Source organism: Gemmatimonas groenlandica (genome assembly GCF_013004105.1).
GTDB classification, from domain to species: Bacteria; Gemmatimonadota; Gemmatimonadetes; order Gemmatimonadales; family Gemmatimonadaceae; genus Gemmatimonas; species Gemmatimonas groenlandica.
Genome location: NZ_CP053085.1, coordinates 3788275 through 3807649, shown reverse-complemented (window position 1 = coordinate 3807649; position 19375 = coordinate 3788275). Strand labels below are relative to the sequence as shown.

Here is a 19375-nt window from a genome sequence, read left to right as displayed (position 1 = left end):
TTTACGCAGGAACGGGGCTTCGTGAACGGAACAGGCTACCTCTCGATCAAAGCACTACACGTCATCGCGGTTATCGCCTGGTACGCCGGGCTGTTCTACATTTTCCGCCTGTACGTGTACCACGTGCAGAAGCGGAGCGAGCCGGCCGTGACCGCCACGCTCGAGGTCATGGAGCGGCGACTCATTCGCGCCATCATGACGCCGGCCATGGTCGTGGCCCTCGGCGCGGGCACCGCGATGCTGGTGATGAACCCGTCGCTGCTGAAGATGCCGTGGATGCACGCCAAGCTCGGTGCCGTCTTTTTCCTGCTCGGCTATCACGGACTCGCCTCGTGGACGCGCAAGAAGTTTCTCAAGGGCGAGTACGTGCTCAGCGAGACCGCGTGCCGCTGGATCAATGAGGTCCCCACGATCCTGCTGCTGATCATCGTCATCGCGGTCATCGTGCGACCGGGCATGTGATGTGAACACCAACGGGCGGCATCTCACCATCAACGGTGTTCGACTCTGGGTCGAAGACACCGGTGGCAGTGGACCGCCCGTGCTCTTCTCGCACGGCCTGCTCTGGAGCACGCGAATGTTCGATGCGCAGGTGGCCACGTTGCGGCCGCGGTACCGGTGCATCGCGTGGGATCATCGCGGACAGGGACAGAGCGACGTGCCGACTGATCGCGCTATCAGCATCGAGGACTGCTATGCAGATGCGGTCGCGCTCATTGAGCAGCTCGGCGTGGCTCCGGTACACATCGTCGGGCTGTCGATGGGCGGATTTGTGGCCATGCGACTCGCCGCCCGCCGCCCCGATCTGGTGCGCTCGTGTGTGCTGCTGGAAACGAGCGCCGATGCGGAGCCCCCGGAGAACGTGCCGAGGTATCGCACGCTCAATCGCGTGGCGAGATGGTTCGGTCTCCGCATGATCGCGAACAAGGTCATGCCGATCATGTTCGGCCGGTCATTTCTCACGGATCCCGCGCGTGCCGCCGAGCGCGACGCGTGGCGCGAGCGGCTGTCGCGCAATCGCCGCGACATCTGGCGGGCCGTGAACGGCGTGATCGAGCGCGAGCCGATCCTGCCGGAGCTTTCCCGCATCACGGCGCCGACACTGATCATGGTGGGCGACGAAGATGTGGCGACCGTGCCGCTGAAGTCGGAGCGCATGCATGCGGCCATTCGCGGGTCGAAGCTGGTGCGTATTCCGCACGCGGGCCATTCCAGCAGTGTGGAGCAGCCGGCCCACGTCACGGCAGCGATCGAATCGTGGGTCGGGCGGGTGGAGCAGGGAGAGCACGTCTGAGCGGCCGACGACAGCTTTTTGTCCGCTGAACTCCTCATACATCTCAACCGGAGACGCACGATGTACGAAGCGAAGACCAAGCCCACGACCGTCAGTGTCGACAGCTACCTCGCGGCGATCACCGACGACACGCGCCGTGAGGATTGCCGCGCGCTGACGGCCCTCATGCAACGACTCAGTGGTCACGAGCCGACCATGTGGGGCACCAGCATCGTCGGCTTCGGCACGTATCACTACAAGTATGCCAGCGGCCACGAGGGGAGCTCGTGCCTGGTCGGTTACTCGTCACGAAAGGGCGATATCAGTGTGTACCTGCTCGCCGGGTACGAAACGGACGAGACCCGCGCCCTGCTGGCACAGCTCGGGCGGCACAAGATCGGCAAAGCCTGCCTCTACATCCGGCGGCTCTCCGATGTGCAACTGCCAGTGCTCGAGCAGTTGATCGCAGGCTCGATCGCAGCCACCAAGGCGCGCTATCCCGGGTAGCTCACCGCACGCGCGCAAACCGCACGTCCCGCGTGCGCGTATTGCCGGCGTAGAACCCGATCACCTGTCCATTGCGATCGCGCTCGAACAACAGCGTGGTCGCGTCGACGACGAACGTGTCCTTCGCACTGGCCGACAGCTTCACCGCGGCCGATCGACGGTTCTCCACGATCAGGGCGCCTTGCTTCACACTCAGCGTGTAATACGTCTCCAACTCGTCGCTGAAGTATCGCCCCGCATAGGCCGCCAACTCCGCCGCCGTCGGTGCCCATGCCTTGGGCGCTTCACCGCTCAATCGGGTGGCCCGCTGCACACCATTTTGGTTCAGCGTGAGGCCGACCACCTTCCGCGCCGCATCGCGGAGAAACGTCACCGACGCCTCGACGCCGCGAATCGCGAACGCCGAATCCGACGTCGCGGTCAGCTGTAGCCGTCCTTGACCGGTGGCCTGCGTGAAGAGCGAATCACCGGATCGGGTGAAACTCAGGATGAACTGCGGCGCGGCATCGAGTGCATAGCGGCCCACGTACTCATCGAAACGCTTCGCGTCGAAGGCGAAGGTGGCGGCACTCTTGGCGCCAGGCGCCGGCGTGAGCTCGGTGAAGAACGCCTGCGCGATGCGAAACGCGACCTGCGAATCGAAGCCGGCATCGTTGCTCTGCACGGTCACGCCGGCGTCGATCTCGGGGTAGTACGCCAGCATCGAGCGGTGCGCCACATCGGCCCCACCATGATGGATGCGCTTGAGCGGTCCTTGGGTATCGACAAACAGTCCCATACCATAGCCGGTGCTCTTGCCAGTGGTCAGCGTGAACGGCGTCATCATCTGCGCGACGCTAGCGGCGCTCCCCACACGTGGATGCGCGTAGTTCTCCACCCACCGCTGCAGATCGCCGAGCGTGGTGTAGATCGCACCGGCGCCCATCGACGCCGGAAGGTCGCCCAGCGTACGCCATTCACCGTTCGCGCCTCGCGTGTATCCCTCGGTCGCACCGGGGACGGTCCCGTGGCGATCACTTCGCACCATCGTGTGCGACATGCCGATCGGTCCGAACACATTCTGCTTCATGAATTCAGGGAACGTCAGGCCGGACACGCGCTCCACCGTGAGCGCTGCCAGCGCATAGCCAGTGTTGTTGTAGTTGAACTCCGCGCCAGGGGAGTTCTGCAGTGCCGGCTGATGCTGCACGATGCCGAGCACTTCCGACCGCTCGACATGATCCCCTTCATCGAAGCGGCGACCAGCGAGCGACAGTCCGTTGTACAGCTCGCGATAGCCACTGGTGTGCGTCAGCAGATTCCGCACGGTCACCGTGCGGCCAAGGTCCGGCAGCTCAGGAATGTGCTTCCGCACATCGTCATCGAGGCTCAGCTTCCCCTGCTCCACCAACAGCATCACCGCGAATGCCGTGAACTGCTTGGAAGTCGATCCGATGTTCGTGGGCGTCGTGGCGAGGAACGGCACGTTGTAGGCGAGGTTCGCCATGCCGTAGCCCTTCGCGAAGAGCATCCGACCTCCGCGCCACACGGCAACAGCGGCACCGGGGCCGTCGGTGCGGTCGTAGGGAGCGAGCAACTGCGCCGCGAAGGTGCGCGGATCCTTCGACAAGAGCTCACGCGCGGTCAAGGTGATCGAGAAGTCCCCGACGGCAGAGTCCACCGGAATGACCTCGATCTGATGCAGCCCCGTCTCAGTGATCTCGACCTGCAGGCGCTCGAGCCCGCGCGGGGTCGCATTCACCGCGCGCAGCAGGCGACCGCGCGGCGTGAGCACGCGGACCATCGTATTCGCGCTGATCTGGTCAACAGCCACGCGGACAATGACATTGGAGTCGGCGTCGAACCGGTATCGCGCCGTGTCACCACGGGCGAGCGTGGCGCGGACGGGTCGGCCGACGCTGAGCGTGGCCGGCTGGGCCGCGAGTGCCGTCGCGCCGCAGAGGAGCGCGCCGATCAGGGCAACGCGATGCGTGAGATGCATGAAGGGGCCTCGTGACAAGGAATGTCGTTCGGCCCCAATAATACGATCTCCAATACGATCCCCGCGACCACCGCGTCATTCCGACAGCCCCCACCGAGGCTTCGCATGGACTTCGATCTCACGCACGGCAGCGCCATTCTCGCCCGCACGCCAACCACCTTGCACGCGTGGCTCGACGGTCTCGACACCGCGTGGACATCGGTCAACGAAGGTCCGGACACCTGGAGCGCGTACGATATCGTAGGCCACCTGCTGCACGGCGAGAAAACCGACTGGATTCCGCGAGCCCAGCTGATTCTCGCGCAGGGCGACGACCGTCGGTTTTCCCCCTTCGATCGTTTCGCGCAGTTCGAGGCGAGCCAGGGGCGCTCGCTGGCGGAATTGCTGCGCGCGTTCACAACGCAACGCGAGGCCAGTCTCGCCACGCTGTGTAGCTGGCAGCTATCGGACAGCCAACTGGCGCTCCGCGGTGAACATCCGGCCTTCGGCGAGGTCACACTGCGTCAGTTGCTCGCCACCTGGGTCGCGCATGACCTGGGACACCTCGCGCAGATCGCGCGCGTCATGGCGAAGCAGTATCGCGCCGCCGTGGGACCCTGGCGCGAATACCTCCCCATTCTTGACCGGGGCTGACGTCGGCTACAGCAACCGGCGGAGCACGTCGTCATCCAGCCGATGCCCGCCGCCGAACGTGAACTCCTCCACCTCGACGCCCATCGCGTCGATGCGCTTGCGCAGCGTACGACGGAACGAATCGGTCGCGAACTTATCCTTGTCGCCCACGACGACCTGCACCACCGTGCCTTTCCATGCGGCCTGCATGGCGTCGTCCGAGACATCGTGCGCGAGCCCACCCGCCCACAACACGTGCGTCGCCACGTCGGCACCCTCCTCGGGTACCCCGCGATCGGCCACATCGGCCACCCAGCGCATGCTCATCGCGACGCCCTGCGAAAAGCCGAGCACCTTGATGACGGGCACATCGCCACGCGCCTCGAGAATCGCGTCGACTTCCTGGCCGACCACCGCATGCAACATGCCCAGCGCGTCGCGCAGATCGTCTTCACGACCATCGCGCGTGAGCCACGTGGCGCCCGTGCGCGCGAGATGCTTGCCGTCGGCCCTCGGCAGCTCGAGATAGAACCGCGACAACCCTTCGGGCGCGATCACGCGCGTCGTCTTGGAGGCCAGTCGGGCGAAGGTGGTCATGAACTCGCTCGCCAGCTGGCCATAGCCGTGAAAGACCACCCACAGCGTGGCAGTGTCGGCTGGTTCGGCTCCAGCGGTGGCGTACCGGGCCGTGCGTTCCACGGCCAGCTTGTGCATGGTGATCGCCGCGGCGGCGTCACGGGCAGCGTCTTGGAATTCAGTCATCGTTGGTGAAGTCTACTCACCCCGCCTTCAACTACAGCGGGTTGCCCGTCCTTCCACCGGAGCGGCGTGACGATTAGCCAATATACTAGGAACAACGGTCCGAACCTACTTTCCAACGCGTCAAACTCGACATAGTCGCTTGACACCACCTGCGCCGATTCAAATACTACGCCGCATCTGAAGCGCCGTGCGTTCGCTGTTGAGTGTGTCTCCCTCCTGCACACTCCCGCCGGTTCTCCTTCGTGGTTACGGGGTAGCGCGGTATGGTTTGGAACATGATGTCGGGATTCGAGCAGTCCGACCGCGGAAGCAACCCGTCCGCCGAGCGTCCGCTCATGACGCTGACCTACCGGAGTCGGGCGACTTCTCCGATGTCCGAAACGCAGCTCGGCGAGTTGCAGCACGCAGCCGCCAGTCGGAATCATCGCGAAGGGATCACGGGCCTCATGGTCTATAACGACGATCGCTTCTTCCAGTGGCTCGAGGGACCGCCCGCCAGCATCGCGCGTGTGTGGTCGTCGATCAGCCGCGACCAGCGGCACGCGGACATCGAAGCGATCTCCGTGCACTCGGCGCCTTCGCGCCTGTTTGGAAAGTGGAATCTCAAGCTGTCGACGGGCCCGGCGGATGCAGTGCTCGACAGCGTTCACGCTGAAAACGCGACCTCCACTAACGTGGCCGCTGAGCGACTCGCCGCTCTCGCCATCGCCACCGAGCCGAACGACGCGCGTCTCCTGCTCAACGCGGCCTACGCTGAGTTCCGGTCGATGTCCGCCTTGACCGAATTGCTGATCGAGCCCGCCGCACGACGTCTCGGGGATTTGTGGGCCGCCGACGACTGCGGCGAGTACGAAGTGACGCTCGGCCTCTGCCGCTTGCAGACCTTTGTCCGGGAGATCGCGGTCGATAGCGTCCAGCAGCAAATCGCACAACCACTGGTGGTGCTGGTCGCGCCACTGCCTGGTGAGATCCACATGCTCGGCGCGTCACTCGACGCCGAGGCACTCTGGCAGGCCGGACACGACACCCGCATTCGCTTTCCCTCCACCGAGCAGGCGCTCAAGCAGATTGTCGCGACCAACTGGTTCGATGCGATCGATCTGTCGCTCAGTCCGGCCTTCACGCGCGAGCATCGCGCTGGTCAGATGACGCAGATCATCGACTCGGTGCGTCACGCCTCGAAGAACCCGGCCTTGGTCGTGGTCGCTGGTGGACGTGCGTTCTACGACCGTAGGATATCCGGCGCCGACGTGCATGCCGATGCGAGCTCGACGTCGGCCGCGCACTTGCCCGACGATGTCGCCCGCGCCCGCGGAGCGCGCGCGTAGACGGCGTCAGCGCAGGATGAACAACCCGGCATCAGGATCGCGCGCGCCCTGAAGGGCGGCCGCGATCACCTGCGCCGCGATCATGCTGTAGGTGATGCCGTTGCCGCCGAAGCCCGCGACCACCCAGGTGTGTCGCGTGTCGGGCAATCGGTCAATCAGCGGCAACGCCGTGGTGGACTCGCCGAAGGCACCACCCCACGCGTGACTCACACGGAATCTGGTGTCGGGCAGCAGCGCGTGGACGTCGTGTTGAATCGCGCGCGCCTTCGCCGCAATACGATGCGTCACCGTGTAAGCGCTCGCCGCTTCCTCGTCATGTCCGCCGGCAATCAGTCGGCCGTCGGCGGTCGTGCGCAGGTACAGATACGGATCAGAGGCCTCCCACACCACCGTGCGCGCCAGCCACGCCGGGAATGCCGCGTTCGGTGCGCTCGCCACGGCCCAGGTGGAATGGATGCGATGATCACGCGTGGGTACGTGCGTAGGGGTTTCGTATCCCGTGCAGAACACCACCTGATTGGCGAACACCCGTTGGCCCTGCTCGGTAGACAGCTCCACGCCGTGTAGGCTGCTGTCGACGCCGGTAACGTTCACGCCCGACCAGATCCGCCCGCTGCGCGACACGATACGTCGCAGCACGCCAGCGGTGAGTTGCGCAGGATCGGCGGTGGCCGACCCCGCGCTCACGATCGCGCCGGTTCGCGCGATCCCGTAGCGAGAACGCACCTCGCTGGCCGGTAGAAACTCACCGGGGACTCCCGCCTTCTCGCGCGCGTCGACTTCGACCGCCAGCGCGCGGGCGCCATACGCGTCGCCGGCAAGATACAGACTCTCCCGGGCGCCGAACGCACAACGAATCCCCTCGCGGCGCACGAGCGCCGTCAGATCCTGCACCGCCCGCACCGATCGCTGGTAGGCGCGGCGCGCGCGCGGCCAGCCGACCTGTCGCGCCAGTCGGTGCAACGGCAGATCGATCTCGAATTGCAGCAAGGCCGTCGATGCCAGCGTGCTACCCGTCATCGGCGGTCGTCGATCGAGCATCGTCACCGAGCGTCCGGCCTCGATCAACGCGTGTGCCACGAGCGCGCCGCTGATGCCGGTGCCGACCACCACGACATCGTCGATAATCTCCCGCATGCCGTTCGCCGGCAGCGGCGTATGCGGCACGACGATTCCGCGGGAGTCCGCCCACAGGGAACGCCCGCGCCGCAGTCGGCGGTGCGTGGTCACCGAGCCCGTGCTATGCACCAATCACCGATCCTAGCACGCTGATCAGCAGCGCCACGACAGCGGTGTTGAACACCCAGGAAATGACGCCGTGCAGGAGCGCCGTGCGACGGATACGCCGACCGCGAATCGAGACGTCGGACGTTTGCGCGGTCATGCCCACCACGAACGCGAAGTAGGCGAAGTCGAGATAGTCGGGCAGGCCCTCCGCGCCCGGGAAGTCGAGCGGTCCCTCCTCGGCCACAGCTGTGGGTGATCCATCGTGATACAGATGCGCGTAGCGCACCGTGAACACCGTGTGAATCAACGTCCACGCCAATGCAACGGCCGACAGCGCCAGCAGGATGGCATCCAACTGCGCGCTGGCCTTCAAGAGCAGCAACACCGCCAGCAGCGAGGCTCCGGCGCCCATCAGCACCAGCACGAGCGAGGCGGCGCGACTCGGGTCCTCGCGCCGGGCCGAGGCGTGAATCTGCGCCGGTCGCAGCGTGAGAATCGTGAACCAGGTGGACAGCAAGGCGGTAGCGGCGAAGGCATCCCATGCCGCCACCGCGCGCAGCTCGATCGTCAACCGCGGCGGCAGCAGCGCCAGCGTGACCACGCTCACGGCCAGTGCCCACGCGATGCGCGTACCCGCCCGCATGTGGGCGACACGATCCCGCACGCCCGTTCCGATCGTCGACTCCTCGTGCACCTGGGCTCCTCTGTGCTCGTACGTGGCTCTGCCTCGCGCTCGGCCAACCAGCAGCGCAATTTTTCAGCCGCCGCGACGACTACCGCTCCTGACGCACCTGCCGCAGCATCGTGTTCGCATCGATCAGCGTCTCCACCTGCAGCAACCGGCGTGACGCCTTGCCGATCCACACCACCGATTCGCGCTTCGGCGCCAGAGTAAAGATCACCACGTGCGCGTCTTCGCCGAGCACCGTGGCACTGCCGGTGACCTCGATGCGATACTCGCGCAGACCACTATCGGTGTCATAGACGCGAAAGCGCGCGGCGTAGCCTTTCTCCAGCGGCAGCGAACGCACGATCAAATCCCAGTTCCCCGAATCGAACGGCGCGATCGCCAGCGTGGTATCGACCGGCAGTGACGGCACGTCGACCGGACCGATCGATCCTTTCACACGTTTGCCGTTGAAATCGATCGAGATCAGTCGCGACGACGACACGTTGCGGTGACGACGCGGCGCCAACGTGCGCGCGTCCGTCACGGTGGAGTCGATCAGCGGCGCGCGACCCGGCGAAACGGTGAGGATGCGATGAATCACCGGCACGTCGCCACGCATCTCGAGCTTCACCACGTCGACCGCCGTGCCCAGCATCTGCTGCTGGGCGCCGCGATAGGCGATCAGCGAGTACTGCACCGAGTCGGCCAGAATGCGGTCGCCGCGCAGCGTGGAATCGCCGGGCGCGACCAAGACGGCCTGAACTGTGGGCGCCGGGACCGCGAGCGTCTGCTGCGCGACGAGCGGAGCACCCGTGGTCACCACCAGGACCGACGCCATGAGACAGACCGTCATCAACGACGGCAACGACGGAAAGCACGCACACGCAGAAGCCGTTGATCGAGGCATTCCGTAAGCTAGCATCGGCGAAGCAGTGCAACCAATTCGTCCCACGTGGCGTCGTATGCGACATGAGATTCCTTCCCCTCAATGTCGCAGCGATGCTGCTGCTCGCGGTCGGCGCCGTGCGCGCCCAGAGTGCCGACATCGTCCGTGGCCGCGTGCTGGACGACTCCAGCCGCGCCCTCGTCGGCGCTTCCGTGGTGATCACGCGCGGCCCCGACCGCCTGGTGCAGAGTACGGTTACCGATTCTGCTGGCCGGTATAGCAGCCGGTTCGAACAGGGCACCGGCGACTATCTGGTGAACGTCGCATCGCTCGGCTTCCGCACGGCCCGGCGTCGCATTCAGCGACTCGGCAGTGAACGCGAGCTGGTGGCCGATTTCACCATGGGACGTGACCTGGCCATGCTGGCCGCGGTGAAAGTGACGGCCGCCAAACCTGTGCGCGCCAGCGCGACCATTGCGTCACCCTATCAGGCCGAAACGGGAGCCAGCGAGCAGTGGGCCAATGGCGTCGCCGGTCGGGTCAGCGTGAACGCCGCGGGCGATCTGGGGGCGATGGCCGGCACAATCCCCGGTGTCACGCTCACCGCCGGCGGACCGACCATGCTCGGGTCGGGCGTGGGATCGAATCTGACCACGCTGAACGGCATGGCGATTCCCGGTGGCTCGTTGCCACGGGCTGCACGCACCGAGATGCGCGTCACCGGCGCGACCTTCGATCCCACACGCGGTGGTTTCGCCGGCGCCAACATCGATGTGCGACTGGGCTCAGGCTCCCGCGACTTTCAGAATCGTAACGCGTTTCTCACGCTCAACGCGCCGCAGCTGCAGCTCACGGATAAGGTGGGTCGTTCGCTGGGCCTCGTGAACGGCGGATTCCGCGGGAGCGTCGGTGCCGATGGCGAAGCGATCACCCGCGTGCTCACGTACAACATCGCACTCGATGTGGGCCGCACGGTGAGCGATCCGTCCACGTTGCTGGGAGGCGACGCCGATGCGCTGCGACGCGCCGGCCTTTCGCCCGACTCCGCGCGACGTGTGTTGCAAGTGGCCAATGCGGTTGGCCTGCCGTTGTCGGGCGGCGGCATTCCCAGCGCGCGACAGCAGGACAACATCACGTGGCTCGGTCGCATCGATGACATCCGCGATTCGCTCCGCACGCTCACGCTGACCACGTACGCGTCGAGCAACAAGGAAGGTGCGCTGGCCTTCGGTCCGCTCGTGGCGCCGGCCGCCGGTGGCAAACAGCAGCAGCGCACCATCGGCGCACAGTTCCTGCACAGCCAATTCATGGGCGCTGGTTACCGCACGCTCATGCAGAACCGCCTGGCCATCAGCTCCGTGCGCGAGCAGACATCGCCGTACGTGAACCTTCCCGGTGCCACGGTGCTGGCCCGTTCCAGCTCCGATGCGGCCACCAGCGATGTCGTCGCGCTTTCACTGGGCGGCAATCCGTTTCTCGCCGTCGACGACAGCAAGTGGACGCTGGAAGGCTCCAACGAGATGGTGTGGAATGCGCAGGGCACCAAGCACCGCTTCAAGACGCAGGCGTGGGGACGCGTTGATGGTCTGCGACAGGAAGGGATGCCCAACGCACTCGGGCAGTACACGTTCAACTCGCTGGCCGATTTCGCCGGCAATCGTCCGTCCTCGTACTCGCGCACCTTGGTACAGCCCACGCGCAGTGCCACCACCTACAATGGCGCGGTCGCACTGGCGCATCAGTGGAATCCGACGCGCTACTTCAGCATGCTGTACGGCGCGCGCGTCGAGATGAACGCGTTCGGCGATGCGCCGCCCACCAACAGCGCGCTCGAGCAGGCACTCGGCGTCACTACCGGCCTCGCGCCGGCGCGCGTGCACCTGTCGCCGCGCGTGGGCTTCTCTTACACCTACTCACGCGCCAAGGACAACGGCAACGGCACGAATCAGAGCCCGATTGGCGTATTCTACCGGCAGAGTCTCGGCTTCATTCGCGGCGGTATCGGCGAGTTCCGCGACCTGTACAAGCCGGGCATGCTGGCCGATGCCGTCGCTGGCGCCGGCATTGCCGGCAGCACGCTGTCGCTGTCATGCGTGGGCGCGTCGATTCCCGTGCCCGACTGGGAGGCCCTGTCGAACGGATCGGCGACGCTGCCCAGCGCCTGTGCCGACGGCTCCGGGGCGCTCTCCGAACGCGCGCCGAGCGTCACGCTGGTGGATCGCGGGTTCGATGTGCCGCGCAGTTGGCGCGCGTCGTTGAACTGGGCCACCAACATCCGGAAGGTGATGGTGAAAGTGGACGCGCTCGGCTCGTACGATCTCTCGCAACCCAGCACGCTCGACGCCAACTTCGCCGGTGTGTCGCGTTTCACACTGCCGGGCGAGAACAGCCGCCCGATATTCGTGAGCACCGGGGCGATCGATCCCAACACGGGCTCGGTGTCAGCGGGTGAGTCGCGCATCAGCAACGCCTTCGGACGCGTGGCGCTGCGCACCAGCGACCTGCGCGGCTACGGTGGACAGATCACCGGGACGATCGCCCCCGATGTGTTCCGCTTCCGTCCACGCGTGCAGTTCTACACGTCGGCATCATACACGCTGCAGCAGGTGCGTCAGCAGTATCGCGGATTCGACGGCGGTGGCTTTGGTGACCCGCGCGTGACGGAATGGGGCACCGGCCCGAACGACGCACGGCACGCGCTGGTGGTTCAAGGTGGTATCGGGCTCCCCAAGATCGGTACGATTACGCTGTTCGGCCGACTGCAGTCGGGATTGCCGTTCACCCCGATCGTACGCAGTGACATCAACGGCGACGGGCGCGCCAATGACCGCGCCTTCGTGCCCAATCCCGCGACCGAGAGTGACGCGAGCACGGCGGCGCAGATGCGCGCGCTGCTGTCGGCCGCTCCCGCCAATGTGCGCGAATGTCTCGAGGCACAGCAGGGCACCGTGGCCGGTCGTATGAGCTGCCGTGGCTCGTGGACGCAGCAGCTCAACATGCAGATTCAGCCGCGCATCAACTGGCGTCCGTCGGGACGACGCATCACGGCCAACATCGTGCTCGAGAACCCGCTGGCCGGACTCGATCAGGCGTTGCACGGCGCGAATGGACTCCGCGGCTGGGGCACGCGGGCGACGCCCGATCCGGTATTGCTGCTGCCCAAGGGCTTCAACGCGGCCACGCAGCAGTTCCGCTACGACGTGAATCCGCGCTTCGGTGACACCCGTGCCTTTCGCACGCTGTCGCGGCAGCCGTTCCGCGTCACGCTCGACTTCTCGGTCGATCTGTCCGTGCCGTACGACATGCAGCAATTGCGACGGGCCCTGGAGCCGGTGCGCGTGGCCAAGAACACGTGGCAGCGTCGCAGCACCGACTCGATCGCCGCGCTCTATCTGCGCAACACGTCGAACGTACATCGCATGATCCTGGGCGAGAGCGACTCCTTGTTTCTCACCAAGCCGCAGATCGACGCCTTGTTGAAGGCCGACTCACTGTACTCCGCCAAGGTCCGCGTCATCTACAAGGCGCTCGGCGACTTCCTCGCCGTGCAACCCGAAGGGGTGGCAGGCAAGGCGGCGCTCGACAGCGTACAAGCCACCACCAAGTTGTACTGGCCGATCTTCTGGTCGCAGGTAGACATCATGGACACCATCGTCACGCCACAACAGAAGGCGCTGCTCCCCTTCCTGCAGCGCATGTCGGAAGTATCCGCCGAAGATCGCAAGAATTCGCAGTGGCAATTCGGCAATCCGGTGCCGCTGGTGCACAATCGCCCGCGCGTGGCGGGCGAGGCGAACGGACCGACGCAGATGCAGATCAACCGGGGTGGCGACTAACGACGCGCCCCGGTCCAGATCACGATGCTGCCGCAGGTGCTCAAGCCATTCGAGAATTCTGGTGGCGTCGCGGCGCCACTCACGTACACCTCGATCGCACGGATCTCCATCGGCGACACGTACGAGTTGATGCTGTTTACGCCGCCCATGTCGAGAATGCGCATGCCATCAAGGAACATGGTCGGCGCGCACGAGCCTTTGAAATCTCCGCGCAGCAGCACGCGATACCCGTCGGGGCCGGGCACGATGCGCACGCCGGCGATCATGCGGAGCAGGTCGGACGCCTGCGAAGCGACGCGGCGGTCGAGCTCCTCCGGTCCGAGAAATTTGCCGAAGCCGCGTTGCCGACGCTCCTCGAATCCAGCAATGCTCGGGCCCAGTGCACGCCGCCGTAGTGCGCGCACCTGCACGGTGTCGAGCATGAGCAGGCGTTCGAGGCGCGTCTCGACGGTCACCGTAGCGTCAGCACGCAGCTCGACCACCTCGCGCACCGGCTGATAGCCGATGGCGACGGTTTCCACGATGTAACTGCCGGTGGGCAGTCCGCTCATCGCAAATCGGCCATTGTTCGCGCTCCGCACCTCGAGTCCAGTCCCCCACACGGTGACGCGCGCATTGGCCAGCGGTGGATTGCTGCTGCCGCTCGCGACTGAACGAATCACGCCCTGTATGCTGCCGGCTCCGCGCAGCACCTCGATCTCCATGGGCGCCATTGAGTCGGCTGCCGTCGCGTTGGATGAATCGGTCTCTCCGGGAATCGAGACCGTCGTGCGTTGCGCCTCGCCGATCGCCAGATCGAGCCGCCCAATGCCATGCGGCGCCAGTGCAACGTCCAGTACGCCGGTCGAGTCGTTTCCGGTCCAGCTGCGCACCCGCAGTGCGCCGCCAAGTGGAACGCCACAGGCGACGTAGCGTCCGTCCGACGTAGACTGTACTTCCACGCCCTCGATGGAGCGTTCCATCCGCTCCTTCGTGAGCGTCAGCTCGAGCCACTCTACGCGCACGGTGCCTGGAGCACCGACACCCAGGTTACTCGCGCGACGGACAAGCCCGTGTACGTATCCCGACGAGTCGCGCGCCACCTGCTCTCCGCAGACGCGGGCCACGAGCGCGCGCGCCGACGGCACGGCGATCAACGCCCGCGTGGTGCCTTTCGCCTTCACATCGACCTGCACGGCCAACTGATCGACGGCGAGTGAGTCCAGCCACGGGTGCGTGGCGCCCACAATCCATGAGCCGGGCGGCAAACTGTCGGCGCTGAATCGTCCGAGACTGTCAGTATGCAGCTCGCGAGCGCTGCTCGGGTCGGTGGCACTCACCAACTGAATCGTGGCCAGTGGCAGCGGTCGCGCCCGCACACTGTCGTAGGCGACGCCACGGAGTTTGCCGGTGGCCGGTTTTTCAGTAAGCGCCTGACTCTGGGTAGTGCGTGCCGGTAGCGCCAACAGTATGGCACCGAGTGCGGTCGAGTAAAGCCAGTGCCTGGAAGCCAGCGGCAGGACGAGAAGCGACGCCACGCGCGCCACCAGCATTGTCACAGAGCGAAGCCGCGTCATGACGATCATGTCCGTATCCTAACTCCCGTACCACACCCCCGCGACCGCACGACCCGCCTGCCAAAAGCGGCGCCACCTCACCCGAGGTAACGCCGCTTCCACCAGTCTCACCCACGTTCGCACCCAATAGCTTCCCGTGCCGTCCACACGGTTCCCACCGCGGTCCTAGTAGCGGTAGTGCTCCGACTTGAACGGGCCCATCGGATTCACGCCGAGGTAGTCGGCCTGCTCGGTGTTCAGCGTGGTCAACTTCACACCAAGCTTCGGCAGGTGCAAGCGCGCGACCTTCTCGTCGAGATGCTTCGGCAGGACGAACACACGCTTGCCGTAGCTCTCCGCGTTCGCATGCAGTTCGAGCTGCGCCAGCACCTGATTCGTGAAGCTCGCCGACATCACGAAGCTCGGGTGGCCCGTCGCGCAGCCGAGGTTCATCAAACGGCCTTCGGCGAGGATCAGGATCGAGCGGCCGTTCGGCAGCACGAACTCATCGTACTGCGGCTTGATGTTGATACGCTTCATGCCTTCGACCTTCTTGAGACCGGCCATATCGATCTCGTTGTCGAAGTGGCCGATGTTCGCCACGATCGCCTTGTCCTTCATGCGGCCCATGTGCTCGACCGTGATGACGTTCTTGTTGCCCGTCGCCGAGATGAAGATGTCCGCTTCGTCCACGATGTCTTCGAGCGTGGTCACCTGGTAGCCTTCGAGTGCCGCCTGCAATGCGCAGATGGGATCGATTTCGGTGATGATCACGCGCGCGCCCTGACCCTTGAGCGCCTGCGCGCAGCCCTTGCCCACATCGCCGTAACCCATCACGACCGCGATCTTGCCCGCAAGCATGACGTCGGTCGCGCGGTTCAGACCATCGATGATCGAGTGACGGCAGCCGTACAAGTTGTCGAACTTCGACTTCGTCACGGCGTCGTTCACGTTGATAGCCGGGAAGGCCAGCGTGCCCGCGCGCTCCATCTCGTACAGGCGATGCACGCCCGTCGTGGTCTCTTCGCTCACGCCGCGAATACCGGCCAGCACCTTCGTCCAACGGCCGGGGTTCTTCGCCTGCTCGGCGCGCAGCAGGTCGAGAATCACGCCCCACTCTTCTGGCTCGTTGTCGCTGTCGAAGCCCGGGATCACGCCGCTCTTCTCGTACTCGGTGCCCTTGTGCACGAGCAGCGTGGCGTCGCCTCCATCATCAAGCAACAGATTCGGGCCCGTGCCGTCGCTCCACATCAGCGCCTGCTCGGTGCACCACCAGTACTCCTCGAGCGTCTCACCCTTCCACGCGAACACCGGCGTGCCCTTGGGCGATTCCACCGTGCCGTGCGGACCGACAGCCACGGCGGCCGCGGCGTGGTCCTGCGTGCTGAAGATGTTGCACGACACCCAGCGCACATCGGCGCCGAGTTCGACGAGCGTTTCGATCAGCACGGCCGTCTGCACCGTCATGTGCAGCGAGCCCATGATCTTCGCACCCTTGAGTGGATGCTTGCCGGCATATTCGGCGCGCAGCGCCATGAGGCCCGGCATTTCGAACTCGGCGAGACGGATTTCCTTGCGGCCCCACTCGGCGAGCGCGAGATCACGCACGGCGAACGCGGGACGATCGAGCGACGCCAGTGGCGCAGCACCCTTTTCGGTGACGACGACGGTAGACATTTACCTATGAATCCTGAGAGAAGAGTCGGAACGGGAACCCACAGCGCAGCGCGCCGTGGCGGAAAACAACGCGGGGCCGGTGGCGTCGGGATCCACCGGTAGCGGGACATAGCGAACGTCGGTAAAGCCGGCGTCGTGCAGCCACGACGTCAGTTCGAGCGGATCGAAGCCGAGCCACACGTGACCCATCTGCTCGCGATAGCGCTCCTGCGCGTGCGGGCGCATATCGGCAATGAGCAGGCGCCCGTTGGGGCGGAGCACGCGTCGGACATCGCGCAGCGCACGCTGCGGATCGGCCACATGGTGCAGGACCAGCATCAACACGGCCGCGTCGAGAGAGGCGTCGCCCAAGGGCAACGCTTCGAGCGTTCCCTCACTGAGCGTCACGTTGCTGTACGCGGCCAATCGCGAAGAGGCCGACGACAACATGGCCGGTGAAGCATCGATGGCATGCACGTGCGCCACGTGCGGGGCCAGCGCGGCGGCGAGGGCACCGGTGCCGCAGCCCAGATCGCCGATGATCACTGACTCATCGAGGAGCGCGAGCGCCGCGCTCAGGTCAGCGCGCGCGCCGAACATGTCGTTGCGCAGCGCATCCCATTCCGCGCTGGCGGTGGCGAAGAACGCCTGCGTGCCGGCGCGTCGGGCCGAGATCACTGCATCGATCCGGGCGGCGTCCTGGAGCGCCGCCGGCGTGCTGCCGACGGCCGATCGGACGATGTCCCAAAGGGCCCGCATGTCGGCGTCGAGCTGCGGATTCCGGCGATACCATCGGCTCGCCCCTTCAGCCCGCGAGGCGATCCATTCTTCGTCGGCCAGTATCTTGAGATGCCGACTCACCGTGCTCTGCGGCAGTTGCAGGGCGGTGGCCAGTTCGCCGACGGTCAGTTCCTGCCGCTCCAACGCCGAAAGCAGCCGACACCGGGTGGCGTCGGCGAGCTCGACCATACGGTCGTGGATTGCAAGGCGTGGCGAGGTCATGTTTTTAATATATCCGTATATCCGGATGAAAGGATAGCACCCTTGTCCTACTCCGTCAATCGGGATGCCGTCAACTCGGGGATTTGCCCCTCCCGTGGGGTGGGATCGGTGCTACCATTGCCACTAATGCTTGATCTTTCTCTCGGCGGCATCTGCATCGGGTGGCCGTGAATTCGCTGCATCAGCGCATCAGCGCCGTCGGCCGGACCACACGATCGTTCTTCGATCAGATCGGTGCCGGCGCGCGATTCGTCGCGGCGACGTTTCGGGCCATGCGTGACACGAAGGACTGGATCCCCGAGTTCAGCACGCACGCGCGCGTACTCGGTGTCGAGTCACTCCCGATCGGCATCTTCATTGCGCTGTTCACCGGCATCGTGCTGGCGCTGCTCGCGAGCTACTCCGTGGGTGATCTCGTGCCGCCGTATTTTGTGGGCACGCTGGTCCAGAAGACCATCACCCTCGAACTCGCTCCGGTGCTCACGGGTCTGGCGCTGGCCGGACGCGTTGGAGCGAATATCGCCGCCGAGTTGGGCACGATGCGCGTGACCGAACAGATCGATGCACTCGAAACGCTCACGTTCGATCCGATGAGTCATCTCGTGGTGCCGCGCGTACTCGCATCAACGCTGATGTTTCCTGTCGTGGTGGCCGTGGCGATGCTGGTTGGTCTGCTGTCGGGCTGGGTGGCGTCGTTGGTGCTGCTCGATATCACCACACCGCAGTTCCTGAAGGGAGCGCGCATCTTCTTCACCGACTTCGACGTGCGCTATGGCCTCGTGAAGTCGGCGAGCTTCGGTGCGGCGGTCTCGTTGATCGGCTGCCGCGCCGGGTTGAACACGGAAGGCGGGGCACAGGGCGTGGGACGCGGCGCCACGCGCGCGGTCGTGATTTCCGCCGTCATGATTCTCGTACTCGATGCTTTCTGGGCGCTGGTCTGGCTCTCTGGCCGTACACTTCGGTAACCCATGGACGTGCTTCTCTTTCCACACGCCTTATGACCACCTCCCGACGGGCCAGCGATTTCGTGGTCGGCGCCACCGTGCTGGTGGTGACGATCGTGGTCATCGGCGCGGTCCTCTGGCTCAAGCAGGCCGATCTTCGCGGCAAGACCCGACATCTCGTGGTGCGCACGCGCGACGTGGGTGGCGTCGCGCTCGGTAACCCGGTGGTGATTCGCGGTGTGCGTTCCGGACATATCGAATCGATCGCCCTCGGCGAGCGCGGATGGGTGGTGCTCACGCTTGGCATCGATCGTGGTGTCACGCTGCCGTCCGATCCGGTCGTGCTACTCGCGGCCGCCAGCCTGTTCGGCGAATGGCAGGCCACGATCACCGACGCGACCGGCTTGCCAGCCGACCGTGAGCTGCGTGCCGCCATCAATGAGTCGCGCGCTTCCGGCGACACGCTGGCCGGGGCCGTGCTTCCCGACATCGCGCAACTGACCACGGTGGCCGGTCGCATCGCCGGTGATGTGGCCAAGGTCGCCGACCGGGTGCAGGTGGCGTTCGATGAGCAGGCCGCGCGCGAACTGCGTGAATCGATCCGCAACTTCTCTCGGCTTTCGGCGCAGTTGGCCTCCACGGTGGAGCTGCAGTCGAAGAACCTCGATCACATCAGCAGCGACGTGCAGCTCGGGCTCAAGAGCATCAACGCCGCAGCGGCCAACCTGAACGCGTTCTCGTCACGCGTCGACTCGGCGACGAGCCGTGGCGAACTCCAGGTCATCGTCAACAACTCACAGACGGCGGCCAAGGAGCTGCTCGCGGCGACCACACGCCTGCGCGAAGTGGCCGAGGGACTCGATCGTACGGAGGGCCGTCTAGCCAGTGCAGTGGCCAAAGCCGATTCGGTGTTCAACAAGGTCAATTCGGGTCGCGGCACGCTTGGACTGATGGTGAACGACCCGGCGTTGTACCAGCAGAGCGACTCGCTCGTGCGTGAATTGCGCGCGCTCGTGGCCGACGTGAAGAAGAACCCGAAGCGCTACATCAACGTGCGGGTGTTCTAGCGCATGTGTAGCGTCGGCAACGCGAATCGGATGATAACAACAGAAACAGACTGTTCCTGCCTGACACGGATACGAACCGATAGCAACGG

The 19375-nt window shown here is 65.3% G+C and carries 16 protein-coding genes; 8 read left to right on the top strand and 8 right to left on the bottom strand.

The window, feature by feature from the left end; all coding sequences use genetic code 11:
- The first annotated feature begins 21 nt into the window (after positions 1–21).
- The 3 genes from hemJ to HKW67_RS16215 are packed head-to-tail and all read left to right on the top strand — an operon-like array spanning position 22 to position 1780.
- Positions 22–462 carry a protoporphyrinogen oxidase HemJ gene (hemJ, locus tag HKW67_RS16225; RefSeq protein WP_171226385.1) on the top strand — a complete coding sequence of 147 codons (441 nt, stop codon included), beginning with the start codon at positions 22–24 and terminating at the stop codon, positions 460–462.
- A 1-nt stretch (position 463) separates the two neighbouring features.
- Complete coding sequence (locus HKW67_RS16220) at positions 464–1294, top strand: alpha/beta fold hydrolase (protein ID WP_171226384.1); 831 nt, start codon at positions 464–466, stop codon at positions 1292–1294.
- Positions 1295–1354: 60 nt separating this feature from the next.
- On the top strand, positions 1355–1780 hold the full coding sequence (locus HKW67_RS16215; protein ID WP_171226383.1) for a DUF1801 domain-containing protein: 426 nt from the start codon (positions 1355–1357) through the stop codon (positions 1778–1780).
- Position 1781: 1 nt separating this feature from the next.
- Here the strand turns inward: HKW67_RS16215 and HKW67_RS16210 are convergent, their stop codons facing one another.
- On the bottom strand, positions 1782–3761 hold the full coding sequence (locus tag HKW67_RS16210) for a serine hydrolase domain-containing protein (protein ID WP_171226382.1): 1980 nt from the start codon (positions 3759–3761) through the stop codon (positions 1782–1784).
- Positions 3762–3866: 105 nt separating this feature from the next.
- Here HKW67_RS16210 and HKW67_RS16205 point away from each other — a divergent pair, with 105 nt between their 5' ends.
- Positions 3867–4394 (top strand): DinB family protein, encoded by a 528-nt coding sequence (locus tag HKW67_RS16205; RefSeq protein ID WP_171226381.1) that lies wholly within the window; start codon positions 3867–3869, stop codon positions 4392–4394.
- A gap of 6 nt (positions 4395–4400) precedes the next feature.
- Here HKW67_RS16205 and HKW67_RS16200 read toward each other — a convergent pair whose 3' ends face one another.
- Positions 4401–5135 (bottom strand): alpha/beta hydrolase, encoded by a 735-nt coding sequence (locus HKW67_RS16200; protein ID WP_171226380.1) that lies wholly within the window; start codon positions 5133–5135, stop codon positions 4401–4403.
- Positions 5136–5398: 263 nt separating this feature from the next.
- Between HKW67_RS16200 and HKW67_RS16195 the strand changes: the two genes are divergently transcribed.
- Positions 5399–6463: a BLUF domain-containing protein gene (locus HKW67_RS16195; protein ID WP_330998912.1), complete on the top strand. Its 1065-nt coding sequence runs from the start codon at positions 5399–5401 to the stop codon at positions 6461–6463.
- A gap of 6 nt (positions 6464–6469) precedes the next feature.
- On the opposite strand, the gene HKW67_RS16190 is transcribed toward HKW67_RS16195, so the two are convergent.
- The 3 genes from HKW67_RS16190 to HKW67_RS16180 all read right to left on the bottom strand — a co-directional run bounded on the left by HKW67_RS16190 (position 6470) and on the right by HKW67_RS16180 (position 9198).
- Positions 6470–7630, bottom strand: a complete 1161-nt coding sequence (locus HKW67_RS16190) for an NAD(P)/FAD-dependent oxidoreductase (protein WP_171226378.1) — start codon at positions 7628–7630, stop codon at positions 6470–6472.
- A gap of 73 nt (positions 7631–7703) precedes the next feature.
- Positions 7704–8384 (bottom strand): DUF1345 domain-containing protein, encoded by a 681-nt coding sequence (locus tag HKW67_RS16185; protein ID WP_171226377.1) that lies wholly within the window; start codon positions 8382–8384, stop codon positions 7704–7706.
- Positions 8385–8463: 79 nt separating this feature from the next.
- Positions 8464–9198 carry a DUF3108 domain-containing protein gene (locus tag HKW67_RS16180; RefSeq protein WP_171226376.1) on the bottom strand — a complete coding sequence of 245 codons (735 nt, stop codon included), beginning with the start codon at positions 9196–9198 and terminating at the stop codon, positions 8464–8466.
- A 131-nt stretch (positions 9199–9329) separates the two neighbouring features.
- On the opposite strand from HKW67_RS16180, the gene HKW67_RS16175 reads away from it, so the two are divergent.
- The gene (locus HKW67_RS16175) at positions 9330–13082 is read left to right on the top strand and encodes a carboxypeptidase-like regulatory domain-containing protein (RefSeq protein WP_171226375.1); all 3753 of its coding nucleotides are present in this window, start codon (positions 9330–9332) and stop codon (positions 13080–13082) included.
- On the opposite strand, the gene HKW67_RS16170 is transcribed toward HKW67_RS16175, so the two are convergent.
- From HKW67_RS16170 to HKW67_RS16160, 3 genes are all read right to left on the bottom strand, one after another.
- Positions 13079–14647 carry an MSCRAMM family protein gene (locus tag HKW67_RS16170; protein WP_171226374.1) on the bottom strand — a complete coding sequence of 523 codons (1569 nt, stop codon included), beginning with the start codon at positions 14645–14647 and terminating at the stop codon, positions 13079–13081. The two genes, HKW67_RS16175 and HKW67_RS16170, sit on opposite strands and share 4 nt — an antisense overlap.
- A 156-nt stretch (positions 14648–14803) precedes the next feature.
- Positions 14804–16294 (bottom strand): adenosylhomocysteinase, encoded by a 1491-nt coding sequence (ahcY, locus tag HKW67_RS16165; protein WP_171226373.1) that lies wholly within the window; start codon positions 16292–16294, stop codon positions 14804–14806.
- Positions 16295–17275 (bottom strand): ArsR/SmtB family transcription factor, encoded by a 981-nt coding sequence (locus tag HKW67_RS16160; RefSeq protein WP_171226372.1) that lies wholly within the window; start codon positions 17273–17275, stop codon positions 16295–16297.
- Between the two features lie 167 nt (positions 17276–17442).
- On the opposite strand from HKW67_RS16160, the gene HKW67_RS16155 reads away from it, so the two are divergent.
- Positions 17443–18240 carry an MlaE family ABC transporter permease gene (locus HKW67_RS16155; RefSeq protein WP_171226371.1) on the top strand — a complete coding sequence of 266 codons (798 nt, stop codon included), beginning with the start codon at positions 17443–17445 and terminating at the stop codon, positions 18238–18240.
- A 32-nt stretch (positions 18241–18272) separates the two neighbouring features.
- On the top strand, positions 18273–19286 hold the full coding sequence (locus tag HKW67_RS16150) for an MlaD family protein (RefSeq protein ID WP_171226370.1): 1014 nt from the start codon (positions 18273–18275) through the stop codon (positions 19284–19286).
- Positions 19287–19375 lie beyond the last annotated feature (89 nt).

Bases quoted from the DNA above. Each gene is read 5' to 3' on its own strand.
- HKW67_RS16215 (WP_171226383.1), top strand. From the start codon at position 1,355: ATGTACGAAGCGAAGACCAAGCCCACGACCGTCAGTGTCGACAGCTAC.
- HKW67_RS16210 (WP_171226382.1), bottom strand. From the start codon at position 3,761: ATGCATCTCACGCATCGCGTTGCCCTGATCGGCGCGCTCCTCTGCGGC.
- HKW67_RS16205 (WP_171226381.1), top strand. From the start codon at position 3,867: ATGGACTTCGATCTCACGCACGGCAGCGCCATTCTCGCCCGCACGCCA.
- HKW67_RS16200 (WP_171226380.1), bottom strand. From the start codon at position 5,135: ATGACTGAATTCCAAGACGCTGCCCGTGACGCCGCCGCGGCGATCACC.
- HKW67_RS16195 (WP_330998912.1), top strand. From the start codon at position 5,399: ATGGTTTGGAACATGATGTCGGGATTCGAGCAGTCCGACCGCGGAAGC.
- HKW67_RS16180 (WP_171226376.1), bottom strand. From the start codon at position 9,198: ATGGCGTCGGTCCTGGTGGTGACCACGGGTGCTCCGCTCGTCGCGCAG.
- HKW67_RS16175 (WP_171226375.1), top strand. From the start codon at position 9,330: ATGAGATTCCTTCCCCTCAATGTCGCAGCGATGCTGCTGCTCGCGGTC.
- HKW67_RS16170 (WP_171226374.1), bottom strand. From the start codon at position 14,647: ATGATCGTCATGACGCGGCTTCGCTCTGTGACAATGCTGGTGGCGCGC.
- ahcY (WP_171226373.1), bottom strand. From the start codon at position 16,294: ATGTCTACCGTCGTCGTCACCGAAAAGGGTGCTGCGCCACTGGCGTCG.
- HKW67_RS16160 (WP_171226372.1), bottom strand. From the start codon at position 17,275: ATGACCTCGCCACGCCTTGCAATCCACGACCGTATGGTCGAGCTCGCC.
- HKW67_RS16150 (WP_171226370.1), top strand. From the start codon at position 18,273: ATGACCACCTCCCGACGGGCCAGCGATTTCGTGGTCGGCGCCACCGTG.